The organism is Enterobacter sp. C4G1, assembly GCF_052886895.1.
The window spans coordinates 2,697,662-2,717,952 of record NZ_JBQVVV010000001.1 but is presented as its reverse complement, the minus strand read 5'-3'; the positions used below and the strand labels follow the sequence as shown (position 1 = coordinate 2,717,952).

Sequence of the window (20,291 nt, the reverse complement as noted above, 5' to 3'; positions counted from 1 at the left end):
TTTCTTTTTGTTACTCAATCTTTAGAATTGTAGCATTTTCAGGCTAGCGAAACGGTTCTATGAATGGAAAGATGCCTGTCAGATACATAAAGACACCAAACTCTCATCAATAGTTCCGGAAATATTTATTGACAGAATTTATTGACGGCAGTGGCGAGTGTCATAAAAAAACCAATGAGGGTAATAAATAATGATGAAGCGCAATATCCTGGCAGTGGTTATCCCTGCTCTGCTGGTAGCCGGTGCAGCTAACGCTGCAGAAATCTATAACAAAAACGGCAACAAACTGGATCTGTATGGGAAAGTTGTTGGTGAGCATGACTTCGTTACCTCTGGTGACAACACCGACAGCAGCGACAACACCTATGCACAGATCGGTTTCAAAGGCGAAACTCAAATCAATGACCAACTGACTGGTTACGGTCAGTGGGAATACCGTGCTCTGGCAAGCCAGGCAGAAAGCAACCAGACTCAGCGTACCCGTCTGGCGTTCGCTGGCCTGAAAGCAGGTGATGCTGGTTCTATCGACTACGGCCGTAACTACGGTATCGTATACGATGTAGAAGGTCTGACCGATATGGCACCTTCTTTCTCCGGTATGACCTGGGCTAACTACTCTGATAACTTCATGACTGGCCGTACTACTGGCGTTCTGACCTACCGCAACACCGACTTCTTCGGTCTGGTTGATGGTCTGAGCCTGGGCCTGCAGTATCAGGGTAAAAACGACCGTACTGACGTTAAAACCGCTAACGGTGATGGCTTCGGTACCTCTGTTGGTTACGAATTCGGTGAAGGCTTCGGTCTGATCGGTGCATACAGCAACTCTGACCGTACCAACCTTCAGACTGCTGACGGCAAAGGCGACAAAGCTGAAGCATGGGCTGTTGGTGCTAAATACGATGCTAACAACATCTACCTGGCAACCACCTATGCTGAAACCCGCAACATGACTCGTGAAGCTGACGGTTCATTCGCGAACAAAACTCAGAACTTCGAAGTGATCGCTCAGTACCAGTTCGACTTCGGTCTGCGTCCTTCCGTGTCTTACGTTCAGTCTAAAGGTAAAAACCTGTCTCAGCGTGGCACCTTCAATGGCGGCGATGCTGACCTGCAGAAATTTGTTGAACTGGGTGCAACTTACTACTTCAACAAAAACTTCAACGTTTATGTTGACTACCAGCTGAACCTGATCGACGACACCTCTTACTCTCGTAACGTTGGTATCGTGAACGGTAAAGACGACCAGGTTGCAATGGCTGTGACCTACCAGTTCTAATCAGTACACCACTTTGTTCTATGCTTAAGAAACAGGGCTTCGGCCCTGTTTTTTTATGTCTGATAGTAAATAATGGCGACTTTTGAAAAGCCGCACGCTTTTTGTCGCAAACGGTTGGCATTTTGTAAATCTACCGTTAACCTGATAGCGGATTTCACTCCTGTAATCACAATGGAACTTCGTCATGTTTGAGAACATTACCGCCGCTCCTGCCGACCCAATTCTGGGCCTGGCCGATCTGTTTCGTGCCGATGACCGCCCTGGCAAAATCAACCTGGGTATTGGTGTATATAAAGATGAAACCGGCAAGACTCCGGTACTGACCAGCGTTAAAAAAGCTGAGCAGTATCTGCTGGAAAACGAAACCACCAAAAACTACCTCGGTATTGATGGTATCCCTGAATTTGGTCGTTGCACTCAGGAACTGCTGTTCGGAAAAGGCAACGCGATCGTGACCGATAAGCGTGCCCGCACTGCGCAGACCCCTGGCGGTACTGGCGCGCTGCGTGTTGCGGCGGATTTCCTGGCAAAAAATACCTCTGTTAAACGTGTGTGGGTTAGCAATCCAAGCTGGCCGAACCACAAAAGCGTGTTTAACTCTGCGGGTCTGGAAGTGTGTGAATACGCTTACTACGACGCGGCAAAACACTCTCTCGACTTCGACGGCCTGCTGGCCAGCCTGAGCGAAGCGCAAGCTGGAGACGTGGTGCTGTTCCACGGCTGCTGCCATAACCCAACGGGTATCGATCCTACGCTGGAACAGTGGGAACAACTGGCTAAACTGTCCGTTGAAAAAGGTTGGCTGCCGCTGTTCGACTTCGCATACCAGGGCTTTGCCCGTGGTCTGGAAGAAGATGCTGAAGGCCTGCGTGCCTTCGCTGCTGTGCATCAGGAACTGATTGTTGCAAGCTCCTACTCCAAGAACTTCGGCCTGTACAACGAGCGTGTAGGTGCATGTACGCTGGTTTCCGCTGATGAGCAAACTGTTGATCGCGCATTCAGCCAGATGAAGTCTGTGATCCGCGCTAACTACTCTAACCCACCAGCGCACGGTGCATCGGTGGTCGCGACCATCCTGAGCAACGACGCCCTGCGTGCAATCTGGGAACAAGAGCTGAACGATATGCGCCAGCGCATCCAGCGTATGCGTCTGCTGTTTGTGAACACCCTGGCTGAGAAAGGCGCTGACCGCGACTTCAGCTTTATTATCAAACAGAACGGCATGTTCTCTTTCAGCGGCCTGACCAAAGAACAGGTTCTGCGTCTGCGTGAAGAGTTTGGCGTTTACGCGGTGGCTTCAGGCCGTGTTAACGTTGCCGGCATGACACCAGACAACATGGCGCCGCTGTGCGAAGCGATTGTCGCTGTGCTGTAACAATCCGTCGGGTGATGTTTTCACGCACCCGACCAATAAAAAAGCCTGCATCATGCAGGCTTTTTTTATTTAATCTGGCTTACCAGACAGGCATTTCATCCTGGAGGAACGGGTTGTGTATACGCTCGTAACCCAGCGTCGACATCGGGCCATGTCCAGGAATAAACGTCACATCATCGCCCAGCGGCAATAATTTCTGTTTAATCGACTGAATCAGCTGACCGTGGTCACCGCGCGGGAAGTCGCTGCGTCCTACGCCACCTTTGAAAATCACATCACCGGAAATCAGCAAACGCGATTTATCATCAAAGAAGACGATATGACCTGGCGTATGCCCCGGACAATGCAACACCTGTAAAGTCACATTCCCTACGGTAACGCTCTCCCCTTCGTTTAGCCAGCGATCGGGTGTCAGAGGTTGACACTCATCAAGGCCAAACATGCGGCTTTGGGCAGGTAACCCTTGCAGCCAGAACTCATCTTCTTTTTCCGGGCCAATCACCGGCACACCGTAGTGTTGCGCCAGCTCCGCCGCAGCCCCCACATGATCAAGATGACCATGGGTCAGCAAAATCTGCATCAGCGTCACACCCGACGCTGCGACTTCTTGCTTGATTTTCTCGGCGTCACCACCGGGATCGACAAGCGCGGCCAGTTTGGTTTGCTCACACCAGATTAATGAACAGTTCTGGGAGAACGCGGTAACCGGAATAATACGATAGTTCATACTGCTCCTGTATTTCGTTATTACCAGTGCCGAACGGGCCCGGTATCAATATGCACAAAGTTGCTGCTGGGGTAATATCCTACACCACCTGCACGCATAGATAACGCAGCTTTGCGAATATTGGCTAACGAAACGCCTTCAATATGAAAATCCATCGCCTGTCCTTTAGTGTGATAGCTTTTTTTGGCTACCCCACGGCTACGGGCGCGCAATTCATTGTTGGTATCAAGAGAGCGATAACCGGAAACGAGTTGCACAGGCTTGCTGGTTCCGAGCAGGCCCTGGAGGCGGAAAAGCTGATCAAATAATCCAGGATCGATGGCTTTTATTTTATTCGCGCGGAAATCACGGAAAAAATGGTTTAGTTTTGCTAATTCATCCTGAATATAGCCTCTGCCATCGAAAAATTCCGCTTTAAGCGACTCACCAGTATGCAGATTGTTGAGCGTTAAAATACGCGGACGAGGTGTCGAGAGGGTGGCAAATGCTGGCGTAGGCAAGATGGCCGCTGCGCCAAGCGCAACACCACCTAACGCCAGCAGTTTGCGGCGATTAGCGTCAAATTTGTCCATGATAATCAGGTCTACAGGTCAATGTTTATCGTATATATGCTTAGCGCACGAAGGGCACCTTAACTGGCAAAACAACCTACGTCAAGGCGCCCAACCCCAGTAAACACGCGGCCTACAGCCATATTGCCACGCATTCACCATAACTTACGACAATCAATTTTCCCGAACTACTTCATTTACCTGATTAATTGTTCAGCTTTTGGCAAAATTTGTGCACCCGATCGCGCGGTGAGATCGTAATTGTAAATATCTGTACGATACTGGGTACGCCCATCTTCGCCAACAAACGCGGTCAGATAGTAAAGATTAACCGGAATATTGTGTCGAATATTAACGTAGCGTGTATCTCCTTGTTTCAGCGCATCGGATATCCGCGTATCGTTCCAGCCCGCATCCTGCAACAGCATATTCGCAAGTTCAGAGGCTTTATTGACGCGAACGCAACCAGAGCTGAGCGCGCGGGTATCTTTCTGGAACAGGTTGTGGTTTGGCGTGTCGTGCAGATAAATCGCTTCCGAACTTGGCATGTTGAATTTGTAACGCCCAAGCGAATTATGCGCGCCAGGTGCCTGCTGGAAACGGAACGGCAGGTTAGACGCCGTAATGGTTGACCAGTCAACCATGTAAGGGTCAATCGCCTCTTTGCTGTTCCAGCCGCGCATTACGGTATAACCATGACGTTCCAGATAGCCTGGGTCATTCCACAATTTGGGCAGGATATCCTTACGGGCAAGCGTTGGCGGTACATTCCACGGCGGGTTAACCACGACGTTATTCAGGGCGCTGCTCATCATTGGCGTTTTACGGTCCGGGCGACCCACAATCACGCGGGAAGCCAGCACTTCGCTGCCGTTCTGGTAATAAACCAGCGAGTACGCCGGAATGTTCACCATAATGCCAGTCGATAATGTGCCTGGCAGCAAGCGCAGACGCTGGATATTCAGCGCCAGCACGCCTGCTCGCTGTGCCGGGGTGACGTTCAGCCAGTCGCGCGTTGATTGTCCAATAACACCGTCGGCACCCAGCCCCTGTGCGGCCTGGAATTGCTTAACGGCAGCCACCAGCTCGCGATCGTAAGCAGCCGGTTTATCACTGATTACCTGCACGTTTTTCACTTTTGCAGGTGCGGACGGGCTTACGACTACGCTCTGTGGGTCGTCACCGGGTAAAGCAATTTTTGGTCCGCCATCCAGGATACCGGAGCGCCGGAGAATTTCTCGCAAAGCAGGCACATCACTGCTCCACTGCCCCGGCCGCAATGAGCCTGCGCCACGTAGCTGCGGCCACGGACGGGTGTCAGACACCAGCGTAAGCAATGACTGATGCATAGTGCCATATTGCGGATGCGCAGGGGCCAGGCTTGCAATAAAGCCCGGCAAATTGCCGTTATCCAGAGACAATTGCCACTGGTTAATCACCGATAAAGCGGGGGTTGCCAGCTTGTAAGGCTTGTCGCTGTAGAGCCAGCGATTACCATTGACCGGAATTCCGGCGACAAACTGAAGGTAGCCCATCATGGCATCTGACAGCACGATGTCACGTGCCTGGCCGGTCACAGACGGATCGGTCAGCAGTTCAACCCAGGCGGTGAATTGTGGCTGGAAACCGGCGATAGCCACCTCTGCCAGCTGTTGCTGGAAAGCACGAACCGCATCGCGATTGTCCCACATGGGCTTCATGTCGCGTGCAGCATAGAGCAGCGTCAGTTGGTTGAGATACGCAGGTTTGTAACCTGAAGGTAGCCCCGTCAGAAGCTGTTGCTGAAGTGTTTCAATGTTCATGCCTTCTGGCAACGGCTTAATACCGGCCATGATCGCCGTCGCCGGAGATTGCTCCAGCGGCTGAGACAACGACGTTGGCTGCGCGCCTGTCGTTGCAGAGCTGTCAGTCGGCACAATTTCAGGCTCATCAGCCTGAGCGCTAAACAGTGGAGCAAACATCACTGCCAGGCACAAACTCAGTGCAGACAGCTGACGACCACGAATTTTCTTTAGCAACATCCCTTGCCCCCTGTTTTCTTACGACATGCCCATCACGTTGGGGCTTTTCTTCAGTATAGGAAGGCATAAATAGTGTTGCCTTACCTTATGTAAAGAAGTTTAAAGATAACGCAGCCGTAAGCTCAAGTTAAGTGAATAAAAAAAGCGGCGCTTCTGCGCCGCCCTTTGTAACAAAACGCGTTATGACGCGTCAGCCGTTCCTGGCAACGACTCCGGCGGCTGCGGCGCAAAACCACGCAATCCGACCACGTGTACGTGTTCGCTGTTCTGGAACACTTTACGCACCAGCTTATAGGTTGTGCCTTTTTCCGGGCTGATGTTCTCAGGCGCTGCAATGATAAGCTGCATATCCAGACGATCGCAGAGCTCAAACAGCGTGGCAATGGAGCGGGCATCAAGACGTGCCGCTTCATCAAGGAACAGCAGACGACATGGAGAGATATCTTTGCCGCGCAGACGACGCGCTTCATCTTCCCAGCTCTGAACAACCATCACCAGAATCGACATACCTGTACCGATAGCTTCACCGGTAGAGAGTGCGCCAGATTCCGCACGCAACCAGCCGTCTGAACCACGGTTAACCTCAACTTCCATTTCCAGGTAGTTACGGTAATCCAGTAGCTCTTCACCGATGGTTTGCGGGGTACGTTGACCCATATCGATCTGCGGATTCAGGCGCTGATACAGCTTCGCCAGCGCTTCTGAGAAGGTCAGGCGGTTACTGTTGAACAGATCCTGATGCTGCTCGTGCTGTTCAGACAATACATCCAGCAGCGTGGAGTGGGCTTCACGCACGTTCACGTTCAGGCGCACGCTGTTCACCTGGCCAAAGGATACGCTTTGCAGCCCCTGGTTCAGCTGACGAATACGGTTCTGCTCGCGCTGGATAGTCTTACGAATAATGTTCGCCACGCTGCGGGAGCTGATCGCCAGCTTCTGCTCACGTGAGGTCAGCTCTTCCGTCAGACGGCCCAGCTCGATTTCCATCTGTTCGATGGCCTCAACCGGATCGTCGGTACGGATGATATCCTGACGAATACGCTCGCGCAGGTGCTGGTAAACGGCCACGAAGAACTGAATTTTACGCTCAGGACGTTTTGGATCTTCCGACATACGCAGCACATCGCGCAGGTGTTCGTTATCCGCCACCGCCAGACGCAGTGCCCCCAATGCCTTATCCGACATAGAGCGCAGTTCGTCCGCGGAAAGATAAGCCAGCTCGCGACGGTGCAGACGACGTTCAACGTTATTGTCTTTCACCATACGCATCACCGCGCACCAGCCCGCCTTCGCGGTCACCACCTGCTCACGCATCTCAAAGTAATCGCGCTCCAGCTTACGCAGACGACGGGTCAGGTTATCCATCTCGGCTTCGCAGAAGGTCAATGCTTTTTCCAGCTGATTACGACGCGCGCGGTTGTTGCTGAGCTGGCCATGCAACTCGTCACGGCGAATGCGCGCGCGCTCTTCGGCGCCGCTGTCAGCACGCACGCCAATATCCTGAAGCTCTTTATGCAGGTCGTTTAACAGCTCTTTCTTGGTGTCGAACGAACTTTTCAGCGAGGCCATGACCTGGCTGTACTGGCTGAGCTGCGCGGCGTGGCTACGCAACGCCTCACGCGCACGGGTACGCTCTGCTTCGGCGTGTTCAAGACGCTGGCGCAGTTTCTCGTTAAGATCGCTGTTGCCGCTCAGCATTTCTGCTGAATCAGAGTAGCCAAAGTGAGCACGACGCTGAACGATTTCGGTCAGCGCAAATGCCTGCTGACGCGCTTCGCGTTGCACCTGCTGAGACCAGGCGTAATCTTCTTTTAACTGTTCAAACTGTTCAGGGTCGCTCTGCAATACCGAGACAACAGGCTCCAGCTTCGCCAGCTGATTGCCATGCTGCTGCACAAAGCGCGCAGCTTCCTGTGCTTCGTCCAGGCGTTCCTGAATTTCATCCACACGGTCAGCAAGGGTGTCGTCTGCCAGCAGGTTCAGGCGCGGCAGAATGCGGTTCAGCGCGGCAACGCCCTCTTTCGCCTGCTCAAATTGTGCACGACTCTGCTGGTTATCACTTTCATGATTGGCAATGGCACGCTCCAGCTCGCCACGACGCGTGCTGAGCTTGCGAATTTCGGCTTCCGGGTCAGCGTCAAAAGCAACGGCCAAATGGCTACCGATAAAGCGGCTGAACGCCTGGTGCAGACGCTGCGTTTTCTGTACGTCAAACGACAGGGTTGCAAAACGTTCAGAAAGCGCTTCACGCTCGGCGTGCAGGCTTTCGATGCGGTTTTCACGCGCTGCGCGGCCAAACAATGGCAGTTCAGGGAAGCGGGAATAACGCCACTGGCGGTCAGCGATTTTCACCACTACCGCTTTTTCCAGCTCATCAACGCTGAACACGCTGTCATCGAACGACTGCGGATCCCCTTCGATCAGATAGAGATCTTCCGGGCAATCTTCCAGGCCAGCGAGCTGATCGGCAATCAGCGACAGATCCGGGACAACAATCGCATTACGTGACGGGCCATACAGCGCGGAGAAGTAAGGCGCGTCATCCAGACCCACATCGTCGTAAATCTCAGACAACAACACGCCGCCAAAACGTTCCGCCAGGGTATTCAGGCGTGCATCTTCCGCACCACCCGGCTGACTTAAACGTTCGATTTCGTCGTCAACATCACGCTTGCGTGCGCCGACTTCATCACGCTCAACAATTGCCTCGCGCTCGCGCTCCAGCAGTTGTTGCAGATATTCGGTGACTTCCTGACCGGAGGCAAACTCTTCACCGCACTGCTCGCTGAGCTGGCTCAGGCTGCTTTGCGCCGCAAGCCAGACTGGTGCACGCTGCAACAGCGTCTGTGAGCGGGACTGAAGTTGTTCCATCTCCTGGCGCAGCGTCATACGCTGTTCGCTGGCGCTGGATACGGTGTCGGAAAGCGCAGCAATACGTGCTTCCAGCTCCTGATGCAGCGTCTCGAGAGAGTCGATATCGTAATTTTTGCCCTGACGCTTGCAGAAATCGGCCAGCAGACGCTCGGCTTCCTGCTGTTCGCGCAGGCGTTGTTCCAGTTCGTTCAGACGCATCCGCAGCGGCTGAACCTGCTCAGCCAGATGGCGTTGATTCACGCCGTCGCGCAGCAATTCGCGGGCAACGTCCCAGGCTTCGTTACGCGCCAGCGGGCCGTTAATTGCCACAACCAGTTGATACGCCTGCTCAAACTGGCTGTGCGCCGTCTGAGCCACACTCATTTTCTGATCGAGCGACAGCAGTTTTTCGGTCGCTTCCTGCTCTTTCGCCTGGAAGGTATCCAGCCATTCGTCAGCGCTGTCCGGCGTTAAGTCCGGCAGATGGCACAGCTCTTTCGCACGCTGTAATGCCTGCAATGCCTGGGTGTACTGAATTGCACGTGTCTGCTGAACATCCAGCGCCTGCTGGTAATCGGCAAGTTGGCTTTTCAGCTCATCCACTTCCAGTTCAGCAGCTTCGGCGCGGGCTTCGTTTTCTTCCTGCATGTCGGCGGCTTCGGCCACCACTTCATTTTGCTCTTCGAGACGAATTTGCAGCTCATCGAGATCCGCTTCGTAGCGCTCGATTTTTTCCTGCTGACGCAGCGCAGTCTGCACCAGGTTCAGGTGATCGCTGGCTGCCTGATAATCGGCCTCCAGGTCCCCTTCCGCACCATTGTGCTCGCCCAGCTCACGCGCCATTTCAACGTGTTTGTACTGCTCTGCCACCAGCTGTTTGCGGGAAGTGAACAGTTCGCGACGATACTCAAGCGCCTGGTCGAGATGCACGCGCCGCTCGTTAGCATGACGCATGTAATCTGCGGCCACGTAGTTGGTGGCTTCGCTGATCAGATGTTTAAACAGGTCACGATCGGACTGAGTAACGCGAATGGCTTCCAGCGTCATGCGGTTTTCACGCAAGGCCGCTTCCATATCCTGGAAGGCTTTACGCACGCCGCTGTTTTCCGGCAACAGGTAGTCGCGCAGGGAGCGGGTAATGGCGCTGGAAATACCGCCGTACAGCGAGGCTTCGATCAGACGGTAATATTTACTACGGTCAGACGCAGTGCGCAGACGACGAGCCACCACGCCCAGGTCGAACATTAGCGAGTGGTAATCGGTAATGGAGTTGAACTGCTTGAACTGCACGCCTTCGATAGTTTCGAGCTTATCTTTTAGCTCTTGCAGCGTCAGCACGCGAGCCTGGCGTTCGTTCAGTGTTTCCGTCAGCAGCGCGGTCGGCTGCACAGACGTTGGCAGCCCCTGGATCGCAAAAGGTTTGATATCCACTTTACGGTCGCGCCCGGCGACCTGCTGTAAACGCACACCCACAACGACACGCTGGTGTCGGGAGTTAATGACGTCCAGCACGGAATAACAGACACCAGCTTTCAACTTACCGTGCAGACCTTTATCACGGGAGCCGCTTGTTGCCCCTGCTTCGGTGGTATTACGGAAGTGCAGCAGCGTTAAATCCGGGATAAGCGCTGTGACAAACGCCGCCATGGTCGTGGATTTACCCGCACCGTTACCGCCGGAGAGCGTCGTAACCAGCTCATCCAGATCGAAGGTTCGGGCAAAGAAGCCGTTCCAGTTAATCAGCGTTAGTGAGCGAAATTTACCGCGTTCAATCATTACTCTTCCTCCCCGCTATCCGCCTGGTTCTCTTCATGCTCTTCATTGAGCTGCAATTGGTTTTCCACCGGCATCGCTTCACCATCACGGATCATGCGCAGCTGCGCTTCACGGGCATCATCGCCCGCACGTACATCTGCGCCAAAGCGGAAGACGGATTCGGTGATGCGGAACTTGCTGCTGTCATGGCCCATAAACCAGACCATACCCAGACGACGCAAGCGGTTCAGGGAAGAGCGAACTTTTTCCTGTAATTTCTGGCGATCGAGATCCGACCCCGTAGAGCGGTTATTCACCAGCTTGAGCAGTTTGCTTTCATCTGCCAACGACAGCAGCTCGTCGTAAAGCTCCTGCTGGGTAAAGATCCCTTCATTTGCCAGACGTTCCGGGCTGAGATAGAGATAGCAAAGAATTTTACCGACCATCATGTCCAGCTCAGAAAGCACTGAGCGGGGAATAAGCGTTGTAGAGCGCGGACGCAGGTAGAAAAAACCCTCCGGCGCACGGATAAGTTCAACGTTATAGCGCGCGTAAAACTCTTCCAGGTACTCCTGGAAATCCATCAAAAAGGCGTGATTATCCAGCTCGTCAAGGCCAATGTGACGACCGGCACGCAGCTGGCTGTCCAGCGCCGGAAACAACGGATTCGCCAGCGCCTGTGCCAGCTTAACTGGCATCACTTGTTCAATATTTGTCAATGACATGCGCCTGTACCTTGGCTCCGTAATCGTTAATCGGCTGCCATTTCGGCGGCAGGCCGGTGAAATCTGCTTGTGCTACGCCCAGGCGAACCGCCTGATCGACAACAATACGTGCAATATCGAAATGGCGCGCACGTGGATATTGCGCCAGATAGTCGCGCACCACGAGCCCGAGATCCAGCGGCACTTGTCTGGTTTTGTAGACCGCGAGCTGCTCTTCGATCATCGCTGCAAGTTGTTCGCGAATTTCGTTGAATTCTTCGTATTCGAGATCCGGTGGCAGTTCCCCTGTCACCTCTTCATCACGCAGCGCCATCTCTTCGTCACGCATATCGAGCAGACGATCGGCATTGGCGTAAGTCAGCGCCCATGGTGCATCAAAATAGGTTTGCACCGACTGACGCAGACGCTGGGCAAAGACGCGGTTTTTATCCATATCGATCGCGGTACGGATAAATTTATGCACGTGACGATCGTAGCCAATCCACAAGTCAATAGACTGCTGGCCCCAGCTGATAATACGGTCGAGTTTGCTTTGCAGATCAAAGACCAGACGATCGACAAAATGCAGATCGTCGTGCGCCAGCGTTGCATCCTGAATGCGCAGCAGGTTGGCCTGAAGCTTATCGCCTGCCGCTTCCAGCGTATCCTGCAATTCACGCAGCGTACCGGACGTTTCTGACAGCAAAAGTTCACAACTGGAAATCGCCGCGCGCCAGTCTTTATTCAGCAGTTGACCGATATCGTCTTTCACCTGCTGCTGTTGTTCGTCCATCAGACGCTGGGTCAGGTCGATACTGTCGAAAATTTCCGCCACCGAATATTTCAATGGCGCATAGACGTTGCGGTGCCAGTGGAACTCATCGCCGTTTTCATCCGCCGCATCAGCGGCACGCTTAAGTTCGCCTGCCACGATGGACAGCTGCATAGAAAGGCGCAGCGTGGAGAATTCGCGCTGGCGGATATAGTAATCGGTGATGCCAATGCCCAGTGGCGTCAGACGATAAATGGCGTTTCCTTCCGCCTGCTCGCTGGTAAAGCGGTTCAGCAGACGTTGACGCACCATATCGTTGATCGCGTTGTTGGCACGCACGCTAATGGTTTCGCTGGTTTGCTCAAACGCATCACTGACATGGCGGAACGCATCCACCAGTTCACCCTCGCTCATTTCTCCATCCAGACGCTCGCCGTTCAGCGTAGCAACCGCCAGCAGAAAAGAGAGACGGTCTACCGGCAGCGTGATGGAGAAATCATTTTTCCTGGCCCAGGCAACCAGTTCGGGGACTGTCTGGGAAAATTCACTCATAGATTATCCTTGCTCTGCGGCTTGCGCGCGGTGACGTGAATGTAGCGGCCAAGGCTCAGGTAAGGCTCCTGGCGGCAATACCGCGTTTCTATTTCTGTTAAGGCATCTAAGCAGTCATGCTGTTTTTGTTTATCACGCAGATAATCATGAAACACCCTCACGCCTGTTTTACCGGTGATCTCCCAGCCGATCTCCTCCAGCCAGCCGTAAACCTGCTGCGGTTCGCGCGGGAAATCCGGTGAAAGCGTGCGCCGTTTCTTTTTATACATACCCTGCTGCACGTAGCCAAAATTGCCCACCAGTACGTTACGCATCAGCAGGCCATTTGCATTGTAGAACATCAGCGATAACGCACCGCCAGGGCACAGCATCGACCACAGCGTTTTTAAGACCGCTTGCGGTTCGGCCACCCATTCGAGCACAGCATGAAACAATATCAGATCAACCTGAGTTTCCAAATGCTGCGGGATGTCCTGAACGGCGCAATGTATAAAATGCATGTTGTCGCTCACACCTTTCTCTTCTGCCGCACGTTGCGCGCGCGCAACCATCTCAGCGGACAAATCGCAAAGCGTGACGTGATGACCCCGCTGCGCCATCAGAATGGCAGTCTGGCCTTCCCCGCCACCGGCATCCAGCACGCGCAACTTGCGGTCACCGAAATCAGCGAGCAGCTTGTCCAGATCCTGCCAGAGGATCGTCTGCCGTAGCTGACCTTTGGTGGTGCCATAAATGTTGCGCGAAAACTTTTCCGCGATGTCATCAAAATTGCGATCCCGCATTGGGAGAGTTCCACTCGCTAACAGCAAAACCGCTATTTTGTCATACCCGGGCGGAGAATGAACCTCTCTGGTGTAAGATCACAGGTAATCGCCTGCTGTATGGTCAAAAAAGGAACCAAAAAGGATGCTTTTTACCCTGAAAAAATACATTGGGGGCATGATGCTTCCCCTTCCTCTGCTGCTGATGCTTATCGCACTGGGCCTGGCGCTGGTGTGGTTTAGTCGCTTTCAGAAAAGTGGCAAATCGCTCATTACGCTCGGCTGGCTGGCGTTACTGTTGTTAAGCCTGCAACCCGTCGCAGATAGCTTATTGCGCCCGATTGAAAATAAGTACCCGACCTGGCAGGGAAATCAGAAAATCGGATTTATCGTGGTGCTGGGTGGCGGTTACACCTGGGATCCGCAGTGGGCACCAAGTTCAAACCTGATCAATAACAGCCTTGCCCGGCTAAACGAAGGTATACGCCTGTGGCTGGCGAATCCGGGGGCCAAGATCATCTTCACCGGGGCGGCGGCAAAAACGAATCCGGTCAGCACGGCAGAAGCTGGTGCCAGAGTCGCTGAATCGCTGGGCGTGCCGCGTTCATCTATCATCACACTGGACAGTCCAAAAGACACGGAAGAAGAGGCTGCCGCGGTGAAACAGGCCATTGGCGATGCGCCGTTCTTACTGGTGACATCTGCGTCGCACCTGCCCAGAGCGATGATTTTCTTCGAAAAACAGGGTTTACACCCGCTGCCGGCACCCGCCAACCAGTTGGCTATTTCAGCGCCCCTCAACCCGTGGGAGCGGGTAATCCCGTCCCCGGTATGGTTGATGCACAGCGATCGCGTAGGCTATGAGACGCTCGGGCGCATATGGCAGTGGCTAAAAGGCTCATCAGGCGAGCCAGGGCAGGAGTGATTTTGTCGCGAGATCGAAGTTAGCGCGATTAAATCGCCCGGTATTAACCAGTTGCGCCACTTCATCCCATAACAGATAGAGCCAGCGCCGCCAGATAAATGCCTCAGCAACTGGCGCGCGTTGCAGGTAATGCCACAGTAACCCTTCAGCGAAAGCGCTGTCGTTTAGCCTGAACAGCTCGAACTCACGCGGTGCCCAGAGCATGACCCCCGGCCCAACCATCGCCAGTAGCTGATCGCTGCGGGAGTCTTTTAACATACTTCGCAGGGTAAAATTGCCATGGATCAGCACACAGTTGTCGTTAAACCCTTCAAACAAAGCCGGTAAGCACTCGCGGGTGCGAAACAGGATGCGTTTATCCTGCATGGTCAGACCGGTATTGCTGTACTGATTAAGCGTACCCCATAACACTTCAACCCGCTGGCGATACCAGAGAGGCCACAGATTTTCCTGTGTGCTATCGACGGCGCCCACCAGACCACGGCTGTCCTGCCGATGCCATGCGAGCAGAGCTTCGACAATCTGATCTTTCAGCTGTTCCCAGCGTTCCGGCGTACGTGCCGGGGCTTCAACGGACACCCCGCGTAACCGTTCAATCAGCAGTACATCCGGGCCGGGGTGTTCTTCGTGCGTCATTACGCCGTATACCGTTGGCATCCGCACCGTTCCTTCTCGTGCCAGCATCGACATTTTCCAGGCCAGCTGTCTGGCGACACCCGGCGAGGTAAAACTTCTGGCCATCAGCGGCATTGGGTTTCCCTGACTGTCATACAATGCCCATAGCGCGGTGTCTGCCTTCTCATTCACGCACTCAACCCGGCTTAATTTTTCGCCAAGCAGATGGCTAAGTTCGGCACGCAGCTGTTCCATATGAGATTACCCCCATCAAGACTACTGCTTTTATAATGAGCGTGGTGGCGACGGTTGTCACCCGAATGAGATCAATTATGGGAAAGAAAAAAGAGAAAAGCCCAGGCGGTTAAACATCCCCCCAGGCGAGGGGATGCTGAGAGATTAGCGCAGCTCTGCGCGAACGCGTTCGAGATCTTCTGGGGTATCAACCCCTGTGCCAGGGACTTCCTGAGCAACGGCAACATGGATCTTCTCGCCGTACCACAGCACGCGAAGCTGTTCGAGCATTTCGATATGTTCCAGCGGGCTTGGCGCCCAGGTCACATAGCGGCGGATAAAGCCTGCGCGGTAGCCGTAAATCCCCAGATGGCGCAAGAAGGTATCGCCAATTGTTTCTTTCGACGCCGCAAAGCGATCGCGATCCCACGGGATCGTCGCACGGGAGAAATAGAGGGCATAGCCTTCTGCGTCCATCACCACTTTCACCGCATTCGGGTTGAACGCTTCTTCAGCGTGGTGAATAGGCACCGCAAGCGTGGCCATTCCCACCTTACGCCGGGCCAGATTTTCTGCAACCTGGCGGATAATTACCGCCGGGATCATCGGCTCATCGCCCTGCACGTTAACAATGACAGTATCGTCACTGAAGCCGCATTTTTCGACCACTTCAGCCAGACGCTCTGTACCGGACTGGTGATCGACACGGGTCATGCACACTTCGCCACCCGCTGCTTCTACAGCCCGGGCGACATCAGGGTGATCGGTTGCCACGATAACACTATCGGCACCCGATTCACGGGCGCGATCGAGGACATGCACAATCATCGGCTTACCGTTGATATCCACCAGCGGTTTACCTGGCAGGCGCGTTGAAGCATAGCGCGCAGGAATAATGACAACAAAACTCATGGTTTGCTCTCTTCTGCCACCAGTGAACGGGCTTCGTTTTCCAGCAGAACCGGAATACCGTCACGCAGAGGGAAAGCCAGGCTGTCCAGTTTGCAAATCAGTTCTTGTTTATCCTGGCTGTAGTACAGTTTGCCGTTGCATACCGGGCAGGCAATAATTTCAAGTAAACGGTGATCCATAGTTCCTCCGTATGGGTAATCCCTAAAGCTTAACACAATCCCTTTTCAGGGAGTGCCTGTTTCCCAGCCACTTCGACAGGCTGTAAACAGCCCGTCAGGTAAACGCCCCAGCGTCACTTCCCGGGCACCCTGCCAGACGGCAAAATCCGTAATTGCGGTGGCTAACCCTTTATCAAGCGTTGCGGTCACTTTTATCCCCTCTTCAAGATAGAGAGCGATAACCTCGAGTACTCCCGTTTTGCGGTGCATCTTGGCATCCATACGCCCGACCAGTTGCCCTTTGTGCAGCAGCGGTAAAACAAAATAGCCGTACTGACGTTTTGGCGCCGGGGTGTAGCACTCCAGCCGGTAGCTGAAATTAAACAACTGCTCGGCACGTTTTCTGTCCCAGACCACCGGATCAAAAGGTGAAAGCACCGCGCTGTGCGTCGCCTGGAGTTTACCCTCCTGAGCCTGCGGCAACAGGGGCAGTAAATCGGCGTCCAGCCACATCTCACCGAGCGTTTCGACTTCAACCGGGATAACACGCTGCGCCTGTTGCCACATGTCCAGCAGCGGTTTTAGCGCTGGCTGGCGAAGCCGGTAGTAATCCGCCAGCCACTGTGGGCGAAAGATCCCCAGACTTCGGGCGCTGTTTGCCAGCATGATGGCTTCGGCATCACCCTGCGAGAGCAGATCGCGCTGGTCATCCCAGCGCGGCATTACGCGATGCGTGAGGTCATACACCCGCTGAAAATTGCGGCGTTCTATCACCATCACCTTTCCTGAAGTAAACAATCCTTCAAGATGGCGTTTGTGCGGTTTCCACTCCCACCAGCCACTCGCCCCTTTTCGTGGATGCTCAAAATCAACCGAACGAACCGGGCCGTTTTCCTGTATATGGGCAATAAGTTGTTCGATTTCAGCGGCGTGCTCCCGCATCCACTCCTGGCGGTATTTCCAGCCCATTTTATCCGGGGAGAGCATCCGGTGACGCACCAGCGAAAAATCGCTGCGCGGCAGAAAGCAGGCTTCATGCGCCCAGTACTCCATTAACTCGCCCTGGCTAAGCGCATTGTCCAGCCACTGAGGCTGATACGCCCCCAAGCGGCTAAACAGTACCAGATAGGGGCTACGGGCCACGATGTTAATGGTGTCGATTTGCAGCAGAGACATACGCTGCACGGTGGAAAGGATATCGGAAGGTTGTGCGCGGCGACGGGGCTTTTTCAGCAGCCCCTGCGCGGCAAGATGTAGATTACGTGCGGCTGAGAGTGAGAGTTGCGGTAGAGACATGCGTTTTCCTGTCAGTCAAAGCGCCACCAGAACCGCGTTTGCGATTAATGCACCAACGCAATCAGGTCCTTTAGCAATTGTTCCGGTTGCTCACCGCTGAGTTCAGCGTCAACCGGCAGATACCACCAGTTCTCTTTTGCAAAGGCGCGGCATTTCACTGCGTCTTTTTCTGTCATGATAAGCGTCTGCCCTGAAACGGTGAGGGCGTCGACCTGTTCCTGCACCAATGCCTGATGGTCGGCCAGCGGAACACGCTTCTCAAGCTTTGCCCCGCATTGCTCCAGAGTAGCGAAGAAACGAGGTGGATGCCCAATCCCCGCCATTGCAACCAGAGCCGGAAGTTGTGCAACAGCCTTGCGTTCCCCGGTCAGCAAATTCACAGCCAGGCCGGGATGGAGATGCATAGGAATTTCGCCCTGCTGCGCCACACCACCATTCACAATGATCGCATCAACTGACTTCAGTCGTGAAGCACGTTCGCGCATCGGCCCGGCGGGCAACCACCAGCCATTGCCAAAACGGCGAACGCCATCAATGACCACAATCTCTTTGTCACGCGCCAGCGCGTAATGTTGCAGGCCGTCGTCAGTGATGATGATTTGTACGTCATGTTCAGCCAGGAGAGCCTGAACCGCTTCGCTACGCACAGGCGACACCGCAACCGGCGCACCTGTTCGCTGGTAGATTAAAACAGGCTCATCACCAGCTTCAGCCGTCGTGGTGTCGGATGTCAGCAGCAATGGGTACTGAGCCGCTTTGCCACCGTAACCGCGTGACACTACTCCAACGCGAATACTGCGCGCTTTAAGTTGTTCCACCAGCCAGATAACGACCGGCGTTTTGCCATTTCCACCGGCAGTCAGGTTACCGACCACCACAACAGGAACCGGCGCACGCCAGGCACGTTTTATCCCCATACGATAAAGCAGGCTAATGACGCCGCTCACCAGGCCATAAAGCCAGGAAAGCGGCAGAAGCAACAGCCACAGTGGGGATTCACCTGACCAGATGCGTGCGATCATTCGCCAAACTGCATCTTGTGAAGTTGGGCGTAAACGCCACGATGTGCCAGCAGATCGGCATGGCTGCCACGTTCGACAATCAGGCCATCTTCAACAACAACGATTTCATCCGCCTGTTCGATAGTCGAAAGACGGTGCGCAATCACCAGTGACGTGCGGTTCTTTTGCAGTTCATCCAGCGCAGACTGAATAGCACGCTCAGATTCCGTATCCAGTGCTGAGGTCGCTTCATCGAGGATCAGGATTGGGCTATCACGCAGCAGTGCACGCGCAATGGCGATACGCTGACGCTGACCGCCCGAGAGCAGGACGCCGTTCTCACCGATGATCGTATCAAGGCCGTTATCCATCTTGTTGATAAAGTCCATCGCGTAGGCCATGCGTGCAGCGTTTTCAATCTGCTCGCGGCTGTACTCTTCAGTACGTGCATAAGCGATGTTGTTGGCAACCGTATCGTTAAACAGATGGACGTTCTGGGACACCAGTGCAACCTGATTACGCAGCGATTGCAGTGTGTATTCCCTGAGGTCGTGACCGTCTAACAGGATCTCACCTTCGTTAATGTCGTAGAAACGCGTGATCAGGCTGGCAATAGTAGACTTACCTGAACCAGAACGCCCCACCAGCGCAACGGTTTTACCCGCTGGAATATTCAGGTTGATGTTGCGCAGCGCAGGGGTTTCACGGCCCGGGTAGGTGAAGGTGACGTTACGGAACTCAACGTCACCCTGGGCGCGCTCAATAACGCGTTTGCCTTCGTCTTTTTCCTGTTCGGAATCCAGGATGCTGAACAGTGTCTGACAAGCCGCCATACCGCGCTGGAACTGCGCGTTCACATTGGTCAGAGATTTCAGCGGACGCATCAGCGCAATCATCGAGGAGAAGACCACGGTGATGGTACCGGCAGTCAGGGTTTCCATTACGCTTGGGAAGCTTGCAGCATACAGAACAAACGCCAGCGCCAGAGACGCAATCAGCTGAATGACAGGGTCGGAAATTGAGGAGGCCGACACCATTTTCATCCCCTGGAGGCGCATCTTGTTGCTGACCTTATCAAAGCGTTTTGTTTCGACTTCCTGACCGCCGAAAATTAACACTTCTTTATGCCCTTTCAGCATCTGCTCCGCGCTGGTCGTCACCTGCCCCATGGTGTTCTGCATGTTCTTACTGATATTACGAAAACGCTTAGAAACCAGGCGGATCGCAATAGAAACAATCGGTGCCAGAACAATGAGGATGATCGACAGCTGCCAGCTGTAATAGAACATCATGATAAACAGGCCGATGATCGACGCACCTTCACGCACAACGGTAATCAGTGCGCTGGAGGAGGACGACGCAACTTGCTCTGAGTCGTAAGTGATACGTGATAACAACGTCCCGGTAGACTGCTTGTCAAAGAAAGAGACTGGCATCCCCATCATATGACTGAACAGCCGACGACGCATGGTCATAACCACTTTTCCCGATACCCATGAAATGCAGTAGCTGGAAATATAGCTGGTGATACCGCGTAAGATCATCAGTCCGATAACCACCAGAGGCATCCATAGCAACACTGAGCGATCCGTTTTACCAAAACCGTCATCCAGTAACGGTTTGAGAAGCGATAGCATAAAAGTATCGCTGGCTGCGTTGAGGATTAACGCTACGCCCGCCACGATCAAGCCTGTTTTAAAAGGTGCAATCATCGGCCAGAGTCGGCGGAACGTTTGCCACGTGGAGAGATCTTTGTCGTTATGCATTCAAAAAACCAGCACTTGTTGAAATAGCCGCATA

The 20,291-nt window shown here is 53.8% G+C and carries 16 protein-coding genes; 3 read left to right on the top strand and 13 right to left on the bottom strand.

Going from position 1 to position 20,291, the window contains the following annotated elements:
* Positions 1–190: 190 nt before the first annotated feature.
* Both ACT9TW_RS13025 and ACT9TW_RS13020 read left to right on the top strand, forming a co-directional pair.
* A complete protein-coding gene (locus ACT9TW_RS13025; protein WP_310649358.1) occupies positions 191–1,279 on the top strand; it encodes a porin in 1,089 nt (362 codons plus the stop codon).
* A gap of 184 nt (positions 1,280–1,463) precedes the next feature.
* Positions 1,464–2,654, top strand: a complete 1,191-nt coding sequence (locus tag ACT9TW_RS13020) for an amino acid aminotransferase (protein WP_446492597.1) — start codon at positions 1,464–1,466, stop codon at positions 2,652–2,654.
* A gap of 79 nt (positions 2,655–2,733) precedes the next feature.
* Here the strand turns inward: ACT9TW_RS13020 and ACT9TW_RS13015 are convergent, their stop codons facing one another.
* The 7 genes from ACT9TW_RS13015 to cmoM all read right to left on the bottom strand — a co-directional run bounded on the left by ACT9TW_RS13015 (position 2,734) and on the right by cmoM (position 13,371).
* On the bottom strand, positions 2,734–3,381 hold the full coding sequence (locus tag ACT9TW_RS13015; RefSeq protein WP_257272496.1) for an MBL fold metallo-hydrolase: 648 nt from the start codon (positions 3,379–3,381) through the stop codon (positions 2,734–2,736).
* 20 nt (positions 3,382–3,401) lie between these two features.
* Complete coding sequence (locus tag ACT9TW_RS13010; RefSeq protein WP_182060248.1) at positions 3,402–3,953, bottom strand: YcbK family protein; 552 nt, start codon at positions 3,951–3,953, stop codon at positions 3,402–3,404.
* Between the two features lie 176 nt (positions 3,954–4,129).
* Positions 4,130–5,953 carry a L,D-transpeptidase gene (gene ldtD, locus ACT9TW_RS13005; protein WP_446492596.1) on the bottom strand — a complete coding sequence of 608 codons (1,824 nt, stop codon included), beginning with the start codon at positions 5,951–5,953 and terminating at the stop codon, positions 4,130–4,132.
* 180 nt (positions 5,954–6,133) lie between these two features.
* The gene (gene mukB, locus ACT9TW_RS13000; protein ID WP_446492595.1) at positions 6,134–10,582 is read right to left on the bottom strand and encodes a chromosome partition protein MukB; all 4,449 of its coding nucleotides are present in this window, start codon (positions 10,580–10,582) and stop codon (positions 6,134–6,136) included.
* A complete protein-coding gene (mukE, locus tag ACT9TW_RS12995; protein ID WP_014069595.1) occupies positions 10,582–11,286 on the bottom strand; it encodes a chromosome partition protein MukE in 705 nt (234 codons plus the stop codon). Before mukE ends, mukB begins: the two co-directional genes overlap by 1 nt.
* Positions 11,267–12,589, bottom strand: coding sequence for a chromosome partition protein MukF (gene mukF, locus ACT9TW_RS12990; RefSeq protein WP_182060245.1), 1,323 nt, complete (start codon positions 12,587–12,589; stop codon positions 11,267–11,269). The genes mukE and mukF overlap by 20 nt, the downstream gene beginning before the upstream one ends.
* Positions 12,586–13,371 (bottom strand): tRNA uridine 5-oxyacetic acid(34) methyltransferase CmoM, encoded by a 786-nt coding sequence (gene cmoM, locus ACT9TW_RS12985; RefSeq protein ID WP_436353438.1) that lies wholly within the window; start codon positions 13,369–13,371, stop codon positions 12,586–12,588. Before cmoM ends, mukF begins: the two co-directional genes overlap by 4 nt.
* Before the next feature lie 124 nt (positions 13,372–13,495).
* On the opposite strand from cmoM, the gene elyC reads away from it, so the two are divergent.
* Positions 13,496–14,275: an envelope biogenesis factor ElyC gene (elyC, locus tag ACT9TW_RS12980; RefSeq protein WP_446492594.1), complete on the top strand. Its 780-nt coding sequence runs from the start codon at positions 13,496–13,498 to the stop codon at positions 14,273–14,275.
* Here elyC and ACT9TW_RS12975 read toward each other — a convergent pair.
* The 6 genes from ACT9TW_RS12975 to msbA all read right to left on the bottom strand — a co-directional run bounded on the left by ACT9TW_RS12975 (position 14,252) and on the right by msbA (position 20,257).
* A complete protein-coding gene (locus ACT9TW_RS12975) occupies positions 14,252–15,145 on the bottom strand; it encodes a YcbJ family phosphotransferase (RefSeq protein ID WP_182060243.1) in 894 nt (297 codons plus the stop codon). The genes elyC and ACT9TW_RS12975 overlap by 24 nt on opposite strands.
* 144 nt (positions 15,146–15,289) lie before the next feature.
* Positions 15,290–16,036: a 3-deoxy-manno-octulosonate cytidylyltransferase gene (kdsB, locus tag ACT9TW_RS12970; protein WP_446492593.1), complete on the bottom strand. Its 747-nt coding sequence runs from the start codon at positions 16,034–16,036 to the stop codon at positions 15,290–15,292.
* On the bottom strand, positions 16,033–16,215 hold the full coding sequence (gene ycaR, locus ACT9TW_RS12965) for a protein YcaR (protein WP_006174474.1): 183 nt from the start codon (positions 16,213–16,215) through the stop codon (positions 16,033–16,035). The genes kdsB and ycaR overlap by 4 nt, the downstream gene beginning before the upstream one ends.
* Before the next feature lie 45 nt (positions 16,216–16,260).
* Positions 16,261–17,490: a winged helix-turn-helix domain-containing protein gene (locus ACT9TW_RS12960; RefSeq protein WP_446492592.1), complete on the bottom strand. Its 1,230-nt coding sequence runs from the start codon at positions 17,488–17,490 to the stop codon at positions 16,261–16,263.
* Between the two features lie 44 nt (positions 17,491–17,534).
* On the bottom strand, positions 17,535–18,512 hold the full coding sequence (gene lpxK, locus ACT9TW_RS12955; RefSeq protein WP_446492591.1) for a tetraacyldisaccharide 4'-kinase: 978 nt from the start codon (positions 18,510–18,512) through the stop codon (positions 17,535–17,537).
* Positions 18,509–20,257: a lipid A ABC transporter ATP-binding protein/permease MsbA gene (msbA, locus tag ACT9TW_RS12950; protein WP_436353444.1), complete on the bottom strand. Its 1,749-nt coding sequence runs from the start codon at positions 20,255–20,257 to the stop codon at positions 18,509–18,511. Before msbA ends, lpxK begins: the two co-directional genes overlap by 4 nt.
* Between the last annotated feature and the right edge of the window lie 34 nt (positions 20,258–20,291).